The 13,460-nt window shown below is 70.6% G+C and carries 10 protein-coding genes and 1 riboswitch; of the genes, 4 read left to right on the plus strand and 6 right to left on the minus strand.

Annotation, left to right across the window (positions count from 1 at the left end):
• Positions 1-199: 199 nt before the first annotated feature.
• The 5 genes from ACWC97_RS33695 to ACWC97_RS33715 form a co-directional block, all read right to left on the minus strand.
• Positions 200-1,969, minus strand: a complete 1,770-nt coding sequence (locus ACWC97_RS33695) for an ABC transporter substrate-binding protein (RefSeq protein ID WP_352280722.1) — start codon at positions 1,967-1,969, stop codon at positions 200-202.
• 95 nt (positions 1,970-2,064) lie between these two features.
• A complete protein-coding gene (locus ACWC97_RS33700) occupies positions 2,065-3,078 on the minus strand; it encodes an ABC transporter permease (protein ID WP_450653614.1) in 1,014 nt (337 codons plus the stop codon).
• 511 nt (positions 3,079-3,589) lie between these two features.
• On the minus strand, positions 3,590-4,369 hold the full coding sequence (locus ACWC97_RS33705; RefSeq protein WP_450653616.1) for an enhanced serine sensitivity protein SseB C-terminal domain-containing protein: 780 nt from the start codon (positions 4,367-4,369) through the stop codon (positions 3,590-3,592).
• A gap of 301 nt (positions 4,370-4,670) precedes the next feature.
• Positions 4,671-5,441, minus strand: a complete 771-nt coding sequence (locus tag ACWC97_RS33710) for an enhanced serine sensitivity protein SseB (protein ID WP_352280716.1) — start codon at positions 5,439-5,441, stop codon at positions 4,671-4,673.
• Positions 5,442-5,583: 142 nt separating this feature from the next.
• Entirely contained in the window at positions 5,584-6,279 is a 696-nt protein-coding gene (locus ACWC97_RS33715) for an AAA family ATPase (RefSeq protein ID WP_450653618.1), read from the minus strand.
• A 164-nt stretch (positions 6,280-6,443) separates the two neighbouring features.
• Positions 6,444-6,541, plus strand: a riboswitch (glycine riboswitch).
• A gap of 140 nt (positions 6,542-6,681) precedes the next feature.
• Between ACWC97_RS33715 and gcvT the strand changes: the two genes are divergently transcribed.
• The 4 genes from gcvT (at position 6,682) to ACWC97_RS33735 (ending at position 11,157) form a co-directional block, all read left to right on the plus strand.
• Complete coding sequence (gcvT, locus tag ACWC97_RS33720) at positions 6,682-7,797, plus strand: glycine cleavage system aminomethyltransferase GcvT (RefSeq protein ID WP_450653620.1); 1,116 nt, start codon at positions 6,682-6,684, stop codon at positions 7,795-7,797.
• Between the two features lie 178 nt (positions 7,798-7,975).
• Complete coding sequence (gene gcvH, locus ACWC97_RS33725) at positions 7,976-8,353, plus strand: glycine cleavage system protein GcvH (RefSeq protein ID WP_352280710.1); 378 nt, start codon at positions 7,976-7,978, stop codon at positions 8,351-8,353.
• A 22-nt stretch (positions 8,354-8,375) separates the two neighbouring features.
• On the plus strand, positions 8,376-9,635 hold the full coding sequence (gene glyA / locus ACWC97_RS33730) for a serine hydroxymethyltransferase (protein ID WP_352280708.1): 1,260 nt from the start codon (positions 8,376-8,378) through the stop codon (positions 9,633-9,635).
• Positions 9,636-9,774: 139 nt separating this feature from the next.
• Positions 9,775-11,157 carry an L-serine ammonia-lyase gene (locus tag ACWC97_RS33735; protein ID WP_352280706.1) on the plus strand — a complete coding sequence of 461 codons (1,383 nt, stop codon included), beginning with the start codon at positions 9,775-9,777 and terminating at the stop codon, positions 11,155-11,157.
• A 310-nt stretch (positions 11,158-11,467) separates the two neighbouring features.
• Here the strand turns inward: ACWC97_RS33735 and ACWC97_RS33740 are convergent, their stop codons facing one another.
• Positions 11,468-12,742, minus strand: coding sequence for a cytochrome P450 (locus ACWC97_RS33740; protein ID WP_450653623.1), 1,275 nt, complete (start codon positions 12,740-12,742; stop codon positions 11,468-11,470).
• Positions 12,743-13,460: the final 718 nt, after the last annotated feature.

Here is a 13,460-nt window from a genome sequence, read left to right on the forward strand (position 1 = left end):
CCGTGCACGGTCCACGCCTTCTCCCGGGTCGGCGTACAACCCCTGCGCGCCGCCTACCGGGCGCTGATCGAGCGGTACGACATCGACGCGCGGGGTTCCCGGCCACCGCCCCGGCCATCACCTGCCCTTCGGACTGGCGGGTTTCGGCGGCGGAGGGGCAGTCAACGGGGTTGACTGCGAATGCTGTCGACCGGAGCGACTACTTGACGACGCCGAGCGAGGCGTAGTCGTAGCGGCCGTTGTAGGCGTCGGACATGTAGGCGTTGGTCAGACGGCTGCCGCGCCAGGTGATGTTCTTCTCGTAGAGGAAGGGCATCCAGTCGGCCTGGTCGAGGATCCGCTTGTCGAGCTCCGCGTAGACCTCACCGGCCTTGACCGGGTCGGTCTCCGCGATCGCCTTGTCGAAGAGGCCGTCGATCTTCGGGTCGTTCAGCTGCGACTCGTTGTAGTTGCCGGTCTCCGAGAGGAAGCGGCTGTCCCACAGCGGCTGGCCGAAGCCCTGGCCGGACGGGAAGTCCGGGCCCCAGCCGCTCATCGTCATGCCGTAGCCGCGCTTCTTCACGACGGACGGCGAGCCGGTGATGCTGGACGCCTCGGCGCCGTCGATCGGGTCCACCTCGACCTTGATGCCGACCTTGCCGAGCTGCTCCTGGAGCGCCTCGGCGGCGTCGACCTCGCCCGGGTTGTTGTTACGGGCGCTGAGCTTGGTGGAGAAGCCGCTCGGCTGGTTGCACTGCTTCAGCTCGTCCTTGGCCTTGGCCAGGTCCGGCTTGCCCTTGCGGGCGAGGACGCCGTAGGGGTCGTAGTCGCTGTGGCCCTTGATGGAGGCCGGCAGCGTGCTGTTGGCGATCGCGCCGCCGGCGAGCTCGCCACCGCGGGTCTGCTGGAGACCGGCGAAGTCCGTCGCGTAGAAGACGGCCTTGCGGCAGTGGACGTTGTCGAACGGCTTCGCCGTGTGGACCAGGGCGACGTAGCGGACGAAGGACGTCTGCATGTTGTCGACGCTGTCCTTGTACTTCTGGACGGCGGTGACGCGGCCGGACTGGGTCATGCCGGTGCCGTTGAGGTCGACGTCGTAGTCGCCCGCCATCAGCTTCTTGTCGTTCTCCTCCAGGTTGGCGGAGATCGTCACCGTGATCTTGTCCGGGAGGGCGGCGCGCACCGGGTCCGAGGACTTCTGCCACTTGTCGTTGCGGACGAGCACGATGTTCTTGCCCGGCTTGTACGACTCGAACTTGTACGGGCCGTTGGAGAACGGGCGCTGGGTGTACTTCGTCCCGGTGTCCTTCTCGGCCTTCACCGGCGAGCCGGACGGCATGGCGAGGAACTGCTCGAAGTCACCGTTGGGCTTCGGCAGCTTGAAGATGATGGTGTTGTCGTCCGGCGTCTCGATCGCCTTCAGGCCGAGCTTGTCCGCGGACTTGTCCTTGTAGGGGCCCTTGTACTCGCCCTTGGGGTCCAGCGTCTGCATGAGGTACTGCGGGCCACCGGTGATGGTGTCCGTCGCCCAGATGCGCTCGATGCCGTACTTGACGTCCTTGGAGGTCAGCTTGGAGCCGTCCTCCCAGGTCAGACCGTCACGCAGCTTGTACGTGTAGGTCTTGCCGCCGTCCGTGATCTCACCGGGGCCGGTGGCCAGGTCGCCGACCAGCTTGGTGGAGGCCTGACCCGGCTTGGTGTCGTAGGTGACCAGCTGGCGGGTGTAGAACCGCATGAAGTCCCAGGCCATGCCGTAGTAGGCGCGCTGGGGGTCGGCGGAGTCGAGGTCCTGCTTGCCGACGAACTTCAGCGTCCCGCCCTTCTTGGTGGACGGGTTGGCGACCTTGTTGAACGCCGCGTTGTAACCGGCGCCCTTCGCACTGCCGCCGTCCTCGCCGTCGCCGCCGCCGCACGCCGTGGTGGTCATCAGCGCCGCGACCACGAGGGCCGCACCCGCGGTGAGCCGTCGTTTCGAGGTGACTGTGGACATTTTCTCGCAACCTCCGAGATCGCGGTCCCAGGCAGTTGCTTGCCAAAGAACCATGGAAAGAGCCACCTGACGATGCGGCAGGGGCAGGTCGTGGGCTATCGGGTTCCCTTGGGGTCCAGAGCATCGCGCAGCCCGTCCCCGAAGAGGTTGAAGGCCAGCACGGTGATGAAGATCGTGACGCCGGGGAAGACCATGAACATCGGGTCGTGCTCGTACGTTTCCAGCGCGTCCCGGAGCATGCCGCCCCAGGAGGCGGTGGGCGGGCGGACACCGGCGCCGAGGAAGCTGAGCGCGGCCTCGGTGAGGATGTTGGTGGGGATCATCAGCGTCGCGTAGACGGTGATCGGCGCCACCAGGTTGGGCAGGAGTTCGCGGAAGAGGATGTGGGTCCGTCCGCCGCCGAGACTGCGGGCCGCCTCCACGTACTCGCGTTCCCGCAGCGAGAGCGTCTGGCCCCGGACGATACGGCCCACGTACGGCCAGCCGAAGAAGCCGATGACGGCGACGAGCACCGCGATGCGCACGCCGCTGCCGGTGAGGCCGAGCAGGTCGTCGGGGAGGACCGACACCAGGGAGATGATGAAGAGCAGCTGCGGGAAGGAGAGCAGCACGTCCATGATCCGGCTGATCACCGAGTCGATCCAGCCGCCGAAGTACCCGGCGATGATCCCGAACAGGGTGCCGAGCGCGACGGCGACCAGGGCCGCCAGGAACGCGACCAGCAGGGAGATCCGGGCGCCGTAGACGATACGGCTGAAGATGTCGCGGCCCTTGTTGGGTTCGACGCCGAAGAGGAAGTCGCCGCTCATCCCGCCCAGGCTGCCCTGCGGGAGGTTGGTCAGCGGGTCGAGCTTGTCCTGGTGGAAGTCGTTGGGCGGGTGCCCCAGCAGGCTGACGATCAGCGGCGCGAAGACCGCCACCAGGACGAGGACGAGAACGGTGATGCCGCCGGCCAGTGCGACCTTGTCCTGCTTCAGACGGCTCCAGGCGATCTGCTTGAGCGACCGCCCCTCGACCTTCTTCGCCCCGGAGTCGACGAAGTCGACCGCGGGGCCGCCGACCGCGTCCGGATCCGCTTCCCTGGTCGGCTCGTGCAGTGGTGCCGTCATCGTGGCAAGGACCCCTCTCAACCGGCGGTGGCCGGGCCGAACTGGCCGCAGTGGCGGCGCGGATCAGTCAGTCGTACGCGAGCGGCAAGACGCCCTTGCTGCGGGAGTCTTCATTGCCGTCACTACAGGGAGCCATACCGGCAGGCGAATGGATGCCTAACCGTGATGCGGTCCTGGGTGTTCCGTTATCCGGACGCCGCCGAACGACCGCCGAACAGGGGGCAGTTGAGGCACAACGGGGCAGTAACGCAGAATCGCCGCGCAATCACCACCAGGGGTGCGCGGGGCGCAAATCCCGGACATTGAAGGCGTGATGGGTCCGGACCGGGGTGAACACCCTCCGGGGCAGGAGGGGTTGGTGGCATATGCGCACGTTACGCGAGACTGGAAACGTAATGTCGCATTCCGCTTCTCGGGGCTTTCGGTGCCCTTCGGGGCTCCGGGCCGGTACCCGGACGGGCGCCGGCCGACGCGGGGCCGGCCCCGCTCCCCGGGCGGGGGCCGGCCGGTATCAGTACGCGGACTGCGGCGGGTAGCCGTATCCCGTGGCGGGGGCCGCCGGGGCGTGCGCCTCGCGGTCGTAGAACGGGCGGGCGTTGGCGCGCAGCCACATCGCGACCGGGTCGTACTCGTCGGACATCGCGACGGTGGAGACGGGCAGCCCGTCCGGGACGGCGGAGACCGACTGCTGCATCATCGTGCGCGCCGCGTCCACCGAGGACGGGGAGGTGTCGTAGAGGTCGAGCCCGATGGTGAGGTACGGGGCGCCGAGGGCGGGCTGCACCCAGGCGCGGCGCAGCGAGCGGACCGCGGGGGTGCGGTGGGCGGTCTGCGTGAGCAGGGCGTAGAACTGCGGGATCTCGATGGCGGGCTCGGTGAGCCGGAGCGGGCCGGCGGGCATCCGGTCGAGGCCGGTGGCGATCCGGCGCAGGTCCAGCCAGGGGATGCCGACGCCGCCGCCGGGGGCGTGCGGGTTGAGCCAGATGCCCCAGCGGTCGGGGAAGAGGGAGCGGGCGATGTCCACGCCGTCGACCAGCTCGTGGGCGCGGTTCCAGCCGCTGGCGGAGAGCTCCTGCGCGGAGGTCACGCAGGGTGCGTAGCCGAGGCCGTCCACCTCCATGTTCCCGTACTGGGCGTCGGGCGAGCCGGCCTGGCCCTGCCACAGGAGCATCCAGATCCGGCCGTGGGCGAGGGCCTGGAGCAGCGCCTCGTACGCGTCGTAGCGTCCGGGCGTCACTTGGCCCAGCATGTGCTCGACCTGCCCGGCCGCCGCGGTGCCTGACGCACTCACCTGGTCCCGCCCCTCTTCGATCCACTGTGCCGCCCGGCCGCTCCCGGGCACACGGGCGCGGCCGGTGCCGAGGCACCCGCCATGAAACCAGCTTATGCGCCGGTCATGACACCGACTTGACGCCATGGGGCGCGCCGGTGTCCGGGTCCGGCGCGGCCGGAAAGGTACGGGGGCGTGTTTCGAAAGCGAGCGCCGTCCGCCCGAAGGGCAGGCCCGGGGGTGTCCGGTGCGTGCGATCCCGGCAGCGCGGCGAGCCATGGGGCCGGGAGCCCCGGGGCGGACGGGACTTCCGAAACACGCCCTACTGGCCGGCGCGCTGGTAGAACGGTCGGATCTTCTCCCGCATCCAGTCGCCGACCGGGTCCTGGGCGACGTCGAGCAGCACCAGGTTGACCGGCCAGGGCACCTCGACCCGGCCCAGGGCGCGGCCGAGGGCGTCCATCGGGGCGTTCCGCCCGGCCCCCTCCCAGGTGGAGAACTCCACTCCGACGAAGAGAACGGGGTCGCCGCCCTCGATGCTGGCCAGGGCCCGCCGGGCGGTGAGGACGACGCCGCTCTCCTCGAACTCCCCGGCCGCCGCGGCGAGGAAGTCGACGGGCTCCTCCTGCCAGTCCGGCTCGAACAGCCGGACCCGGCCGCCGCTGGCGGGGCCGTCCAGCGGGGTGCGGCCGATCCGGCAGAGCTCGGCGACGGCGGGCGGCGGCAGCGGCATACCGACCGCGCCGCCCGGGTTCACCACGATGCCGAGCTGCGGCGGCAGCCCCCGGGCGAAGTCGCGGGCGGGCGCGACCGTGAAGGAGAGGTGGCTGCCGACACAGGCGAGGAACTGCTGCTCGGAGCTGAAGACGGGGACGTACGCGGCGCCGTCGAGCTCCATCGTCGGCAGGTCGAGGGACGGGGAGTCCGGTCCGCCGCCGTTGGGCAACGGCACCCAGACCTGGCTGCGGCCGAGCACCTCGACGAGGCGGCCGCCCGCCTCCGGGTTGCCCAGCGAGGCCATCAGCACCTCTTCGAGCTCGTTGGCCGGCCACCCGCTCTGCGGATGCGCCTGGGCCTGCGCCGGAATGTCCACTGCTTCCCCTGCTTCCCCTTCTCACCCACGCTTCCGCGCTTCCGCGCAGAAGGTTAGCGTCCGCCCCGGGGCGGCCCCGTGGCCGGCGCCGCGGCTCCCCGGGCCGTTCGACGGTCGGGCCCCGCCCCGGGCCGGCCGGGGCTCAGGCCCCCGCCCGCGGCCGGTCGGCCGTGAAGACGATCCGCCCGATCCGCCCCGCCGCCTCCCGGTCCAGGAGCACCGCCGAGGCGCAGCCGGCCGGAAGCACCCCGTCCGCCGTGGCCGCCATCAGCCGGCCCACCGCCCTGCGGTGCCGGGCGAAGGCGTACGCCGACACCCCGCGCCCGCGCTCGCGCTGCCCGTCCCGGGCGGTCCGCGGGTCGACGTCGAGCAGGACCAGGTGCAGGAGGCGGCCCCGGCGCCGGGCGGCCCGGGCCAGCCAGCCCCGTACCCACGACTGGGTCCCGCAGTCGTGGACGACGGCCGACTCGCCGGAACGCAGCACCCGCCACAGCCCCCAGTAGTGGTCGAGGCGGACCAGCGGGCGGTAGAGGGCGTAGGGCAATAACCGGGGCATCACCCCCGCCCAGCGGTCCCGGACGTCCTGCGAATCGACGGCGTGGGCGGTTGTTACCACCCGCCGGATCAGCGTCGACTTCCCGCTGCCGGGCAGCCCGGAGACCACCACCACGTCCCCCGCCGCGAAGCGCAGCGCGCGCGGGCCGCGCCCGGACCGCGCGCGCAGGTCCCGCACGACGGGCGCCGACCCGGCGGGCACCGCCCGGACCGCGCCCCCCGGCCGCTCGGCCGGCGCACCCCGTGCGCCCCCCGCGGTCGTCGCGTACCGCTGCAACGTCATCGCCCTCCCCCATCGGTCGGCCCACCCCAGCCCCATGCCCCTGAAGTGTAAAGAAAAGGTAATGCGGCACAACCGCCCGTGCCGGTGGTTTCCATCGGGGGACCGGGGGCCCATTCCCGCGCGATGCGTGCGATGATGACCCCGCCAACTGCATAAAGGCCGCTTGAATCCGCGCGGGAGAGTCCCGGTCACTGTCCGTGCCGGGCGCCGAAGGAGCAAGTTCCTCCCTTGAATCTCTCAGGCCCCGTACCGCGTGGATGAGGCAGATCTGAAAAGCGGGCCGCTTCGCGGCTCCACCCAAGGTGCAAGCCGAACCCGTCCGGGGCTCTCGGCGAACCTCTCAGGTTCCGATGACAGATGGGGAGGGATCGTCCTTGTCGTCATGTTCCGGGAGTCATACTCATGAGCACCGCACCCCGCCTCACCGCCCTCGATGCCCTGCACCGTTCGCTGGGCGCGACCATGACCGACTTCGCGGGCTGGGACATGCCGCTGCGGTACGCCAGTGAGCGCGACGAGCACAACGCGGTGCGCACCCGGGCCGGACTCTTCGACCTGTCGCACATGGGCGAGATCACCGTCACCGGCGCCGGGGCGGCGGCCTTCCTGAACTTCGCGCTGGTCGGCAACATCGGCACCGTCGCCGTGGGCCGGGCCCGCTACACGATGATCTGCGCCGAGGACGGCGGCATCCTGGACGACCTGATCGTCTACCGGCTCGGTGAGACCGAGTACATGGTCGTCGCCAACGCGGGCAACGCCCAGATCGTGCTGGACGCGCTGACCGCGCGGGCCGAGGGCTTCGACACCGAGGTCCGCGACGACCGCGACGCGTACGCACTGATCGCCGTCCAGGGCCCGGAGTCCCCCGCGATCCTGGCCTCGGTGACCGACGCCGACCTGGACGGCCTGAAGTACTACGCCGGGCTGCCGGGCACGGTCGCCGGGGTCCCCGCGCTGATCGCCCGTACCGGCTACACCGGTGAGGACGGCTTCGAGCTGTTCGTCGCCCCCGCCGACGCCGAGCAGCTCTGGAAGGCGCTCACCGAGGCGGGCGCCGGGCGCGGCCTGGTCCCGTGCGGGCTGTCCTGCCGCGACACGCTGCGCCTGGAGGCGGGCATGCCGCTGTACGGGCACGAGCTGACCACCGGGCTGACCCCGTTCGACGCCGGTCTCGGCCGGGTCGTGAAGTTCGAGAAGGAGGGCGACTTCGTCGGGCGCAAGGCCCTGGAGGCCGCCGCCGGGCGCGCCGAGACCGCCCCGCCGCGCAAGCTGGTCGGGCTGGTCGCCGAGGGCCGCCGGGTGCCGCGCGCCGGCTTCCCCGTGACCGTCGGCGGCGAGGTCGTCGGCGAGGTCACCTCCGGCGCCCCCTCGCCCACCCTGGGCAAGCCGATCGCCATGGCCTACGTCGACGCCGCGCACGCCGCGCCGGGCTCCGAGGGCGTCGCCGTGGACATCCGGGGCAGCCAGGAGCCGTACGAGGTCGTGGCGCTGCCGTTCTACAAGCGTCAGAAGTGACGCGCCGGGCACCGGGAACCCCACCGGCGCCCCGCGAACCGGCACGGCCGCGCCGAAGGAACGATGCTGCCGGGCCGGAGGAAACGGCGCGGCGACTTCACAGAAGTGACGTAATCGCGTCTCACACCGTAAGACCACCGTTCATCAGCACTCCCCCGCGTACAGGAGAATTCAGACCATGAGCAACCCCCAGCAGCTGCGGTACAGCAAGGAGCACGAGTGGCTGTCGGCCGTGGAGGACGGTGTGGCCACGATCGGCATCACCGAGTTCGCGGCGAACGCCCTCGGCGACGTCGTCTACGCCCAGCTTCCCGAGGTCGGCTCCGAGGTGACCGCGGGCGAGACCTGCGGCGAGCTGGAGTCGACCAAGTCCGTCAGCGACCTGTACTCGCCCGTGACCGGTGAGGTCACCGCGTTCAACCAGGACGTCGTGGACGACCCGTCGCTGGTGAACACCGCACCCTTCGAGGGCGGCTGGCTGTTCAAGGTACGCGTCGCGGATGAGCCGGAGGACCTGCTCTCCGCCGACGAGTACACCGAGTTCTCCGGCAACTAAAGAGACCCCAAGGGACCACCTGATGTCGCTTCTCAACTCCTCCCTCCACGAGCTGGACCCGGACGTCGCCGCCGCCGTCGACGCCGAGCTCCACCGCCAGCAGTCCACCCTCGAAATGATCGCCTCGGAGAACTTCGCTCCGGTCGCGGTCATGGAGGCCCAGGGCTCCGTCCTCACCAACAAGTACGCCGAGGGCTACCCCGGCCGCCGCTACTACGGTGGCTGCGAGCACGTCGACGTCGTCGAGCAGATCGCCATCGACCGGATCAAGGCGCTGTTCGGCGCCGAGGCCGCGAACGTCCAGCCGCACTCCGGTGCGCAGGCCAACGCCGCCGCGATGTTCGCGCTGCTCAAGCCGGGCGACACGATCATGGGTCTCAACCTGGCCCACGGCGGTCACCTGACCCACGGCATGAAGATCAACTTCTCCGGCAAGCTCTACAACGTGGTGCCGTACCACGTCGACGAGACCGGTGTCGTGGACATGGCCGAGGTCGAGCGGCTGGCCAAGGAGTCCAAGCCGAAGCTGATCGTCGCCGGCTGGTCCGCGTACCCGCGTCAGCTCGACTTCGCCGCCTTCCGCCGGATCGCGGACGAGGTCGGCGCGTACCTGATGGTCGACATGGCCCACTTCGCGGGCCTGGTGGCCGCGGGCCTGCACCCCAACCCGGTGCCGCACGCCCACGTCGTCACGACCACCACGCACAAGACCCTCGGCGGTCCGCGCGGCGGTGTCATCCTGTCGACGCAGGAGCTCGCCAAGAAGATCAACTCCGCGGTCTTCCCGGGCCAGCAGGGCGGTCCGCTGGAGCACGTGATCGCGGCCAAGGCGGTCTCCTTCAAGGTCGCCGCGTCCGAGGAGTTCAAGGAGCGCCAGCAGCGCACCCTGGACGGCGCCCGCATCCTCGCCGAGCGTCTGGTGCAGCCGGACGTCACCGAGGTCGGCGTCTCCGTGCTGTCCGGCGGCACGGACGTGCACCTGGTCCTGGTCGACCTGCGCAACTCCGAGCTGGACGGCCAGCAGGCCGAGGACCGGCTCCACGAGATCGGCATCACGGTCAACCGGAACGCGATCCCGAACGACCCGCGCCCGCCGATGGTCACCTCGGGTCTGCGGATCGGTACGCCGGCCCTGGCCACCCGCGGTTTCCAGAGCGAGGACTTCACCGAGGTCGCGGAGATCATCGCCGCCGCGCTGAAGCCGTCGTACGACGCGGACGCGCTGAAGGCCCGCGTGGTCGCGCTGGCCGAGAAGTTCCCGCTGTACCCCGGTCTCGGCTGATCCGGGAAGCGGCTCGCACCACCGGGCGGGGCACCGCGCGCACTCTCGTGGGCGCGGTGCCCCCACCCTTGTCCCACCCCGGCACCACCCGGCACCACCCGGCAGACAACGACGTCTACCAGCCCCCTGAGGAGTCCCCGTGGCCATCTCGGTCTTCGACCTGTTCTCGATCGGCATCGGCCCGTCCAGCTCCCATACGGTCGGCCCGATGCGCGCCGCCCGTATGTTCGCTCGCCGGCTGAAGAACGAGGGCCTGATCGCCCACACCGCTTCGATACGCGCCGAGCTGTACGGTTCGCTCGGCGCGACCGGCCACGGCCACGGCACCCCGAAGGCGGTCCTGCTCGGCCTGGAGGGCGAGTCGCCGCGCACGGTGGACGTCGAGTCGGCGGACGCGCGGGTGGAACACATCCGCTCCACCGGCCGGATCAACCTGCTGGGCATGCACGAGATCGACTTCGACGCGGACGAGCAGCTGGTCCTGCACCGCCGCAAGGCCCTCCCGTACCACGCCAACGGCATGAGCATCCACGCCTTCGACCACGACGGCGCCCTGCTCCTGGAGAAGACCTACTACTCGGTCGGCGGCGGCTTCGTCGTCGACGAGGACGCGGTGGGCGAGGACCGGATCGTCCTCGACGACACCGTGCTCACGCACCCCTTCCGGACCGGCGACGAGCTGCTGCGGCTCTCGAAGGAGACCGGCCTGTCCATCTCCTCGCTGATGCTGGAGAACGAGAAGGCCTGGCGCACCGAGGACGAGATCCGCTCCGGGCTGCTGGACATCTGGCACGTCATGCAGGCCTGCGTCTCGCGCGGCATGTCCCGCGAGGGCATCCTCCCCGGCGGCCTGAAGGTCCGCCGCCGCGCCGCGACCACCGCCCGCCAGCTGCGCGCCGAGGGCGACCCGCAGACCCACGCCATGGAGTGGATCACCCTCTACGCGATGGCGGTCAACGAGGAGAACGCGGCGGGCGGCCGGGTCGTCACCGCGCCCACCAACGGCGCCGCGGGCATCATCCCGGCGGTGCTGCACTACTACATGAACTTCGCGGCCGGTGGCGCCACCGCGGCGGAGAAGGAGGACGGCGTCGTCCGCTTCCTCCTGGCGGCCGGGGCCATCGGCATGCTCTTCAAGGAGAACGCCTCCATCTCGGGCGCCGAGGTCGGCTGCCAGGGCGAGGTCGGCTCCGCCTGCTCCATGGCGGCGGGCGCCCTCGCGGAAGTGCTCGGCGGCAGCGCCGAGCAGGTGGAGAACGCGGCCGAGATCGGCATGGAGCACAACCTCGGCCTGACCTGCGACCCGGTCGGCGGGCTCGTCCAGATCCCGTGCATCGAGCGCAACGGCATGGCCGCGGTCAAGGCCGTCACGGCGGCGAAGATGGCGCTGCGCGGCGACGGCAGCCACAAGGTCTCCCTCGACAAGGTCATCAAGACCATGAAGGAGACGGGCGCCGACATGAGCGTCAAGTACAAGGAGACCGCCCGGGGCGGGCTCGCGGTGAACATCATCGAGTGCTGAGCATGTAGGCCCTGACCAGCGTTTTCGTTCTTCCCGTGCGGTCGGGGCCCGCCCTGTCCGTCCGGTGGAGCGGCTGCCGGGCGGATCGGTCGGTACGGGTGGCGTCTCGACGCACCCCTTCACAGCCGTTGCCGGGGCGTGCGGACGGCTCCCTTCCCGATGTCACCGTCGCCCTTCCTGGCGTCGGGCCGTTTCCAGGTGCGGGGGTGGGCGCCGCGGCGATGATCGTGACGACGTGGCGGCCGCGCACGGCCATCCCCGGAGCGGCGTGTCGCCCGCACCGACCCCGCCGCCCCGGCCGCCCGCCTCGTCAACGCAGGTGCACCGGCAGTTCCTCGATCCCGTAGACGATGGAGAGCTTGCGGAAGGCGAGGCTCTGCTGCGGGACGGCGAGCCGCATCGCGGGGAAGCGCCGGACCAGGGCGGGGTAGGCGACGCGCAGCTCCATCCGCGCCAGTTCGGCGCCGACGCAGCGGTGGATGCCGTGGCCGAAGGCCAGGTGACCGGTGGCGGGGACACGGTCCAGGTCGAAGCGGCCGTCGTCGGTGATGTACGCGGCGTCCCGGTTGGCGCCGCTCAGCGAGCAGAGCACCATGTCGCCCTCGGGGATCACCACCCCGCCGATCTCGATGTCCCGGCGCGCGAACCTCGGGAAGGCGATCTGCACCGCCGAGAGGTAGCGCAGCGCCTCCTCGACGAAGGGGGCGGCCGCCGCGTCGTCGGTGCGTATCCGCTCCCGCGCGTCCGGATCGCGGAGCAGTACGAGCGAGCCGAGCGCGATCGTACTGGCGGTGGTCTCGAAGCCGCCGGTGAGCACGCCGTCGGCGAGGCCCGCGAGTTCGTCGTCGCCGATGTCGTCGCCGTGGTCCCGCACGATCATGCCGAGCAGCCCGTCACCGGGGTTGCGCCGCTGTTCCCTGACCACGCCCCGGAAGTACTCCATCGACTCCGACATGGCGCCGAAGGGGGCGGTCGTGCTGGCGAAGAGGTCGAAGCGGTCCATGGCGAGCTGCTGGAAGTCCGCCCGGTCCTCGTAGGGCACCCCGAGCAGCTCGCATATCGTGAGCGACGGGATCGGCAGCGCGAACTCCTTCACCAGGTCGACCGGGCCCGGAGCGGCCTCCATCGCGGCCAGCCGCTCCGCCACGATGGCGTCGATCCTGGGCGCCAGCCGCCGCAGCCGGCGCATCGTGAACTCCGGTGTCAGGATGCGGCGCAGCCTGGTGTGGACCGGCGGATCACTGAAACCGAGCCCGCCGGGACTCTGCTCGGCGGCCACCCCGGCGTTCGTCGCGAGGTGGGCGAAGTCGGTGCTGAAGCCGTCCGCCGAACCGAGGACGGCCTTCGACTCCTGGTAGCCGGTGATCACCCAGGCGTCCATGCCGAACGGCAGCGAGACCTTGTGCACGGGCTGCTTCGCCCGGGTCCTGGCGAGCTTGTCCACCGGGTCGAGCCCGCTCCGGCGCAGCATCATCAGCAGGTCGTCGGGGAGCAGCCGGACCGTGGAGGACCCGATTCCGTGCTTCTGGATCCGGGACAGATAGCTGCGCCCGATCCGGGCGGTGATACGGGAACGCAACGTCATCGCGGTCAATCTGCACTCCAGTGCTCGTCGTTCGGCCCGCACGCCGGGTGCGGACGGGAGGAAGCGGATACGGAAAGCGGGTGGGGGCACGGATAAGGACGTACGAACGGCGGGTCAGGATGCGTTCGGCAGCCGGTGACCGCACGGCATTCTGTCCCAGTACGTGAGCGGATGGCTCCGGGGTGGTGCCGGAACGGTGCCGGGCCAGCGCCGACGGCCATGGGTATGCGCGCTATGCCTGGTTCATGCCCCTGTTCCCGGCCCCATCCACTCCCCCGCACCGTCAGCGGTGATCAACCACACAGCCGTTGGGGCGGGGGGTGTGACCGAGGACGAGGAACGGGAGCCAGGGAAGGACGTCACGCGAAGAGAGCGACCGTCGACGGCCGCCCTCCTGGAGCGGTCGCGCTCCATCGACCGGGGCGACGACTCCGCGTTCACCCTCGGGACCCGCCGCTTGTGTACGTAGCGTGAAGACCTACCGATGGATTCCTGGATCCCGGTGACCTCTGGACGGCCCGATCCGTCCGCCGGATCGCCCAGCCACCGCGTTCGTGCACTTCATCGGCTCCGTCCGGCACGCGCTGCGGCCCTGTCACGACGGGTTCACCGACCGAGGCTCGGATTGCTTCGGTCGTGGCGGGATTGATAGGGATGGTCGGGACGTTTGTTTGATCGGTTGTCGATCGGGTTGGCAGGGGGACTGGATGAAGTTCGA

The sequence above is a fragment of the Streptomyces sp. NPDC001108 genome (assembly GCF_053598535.1).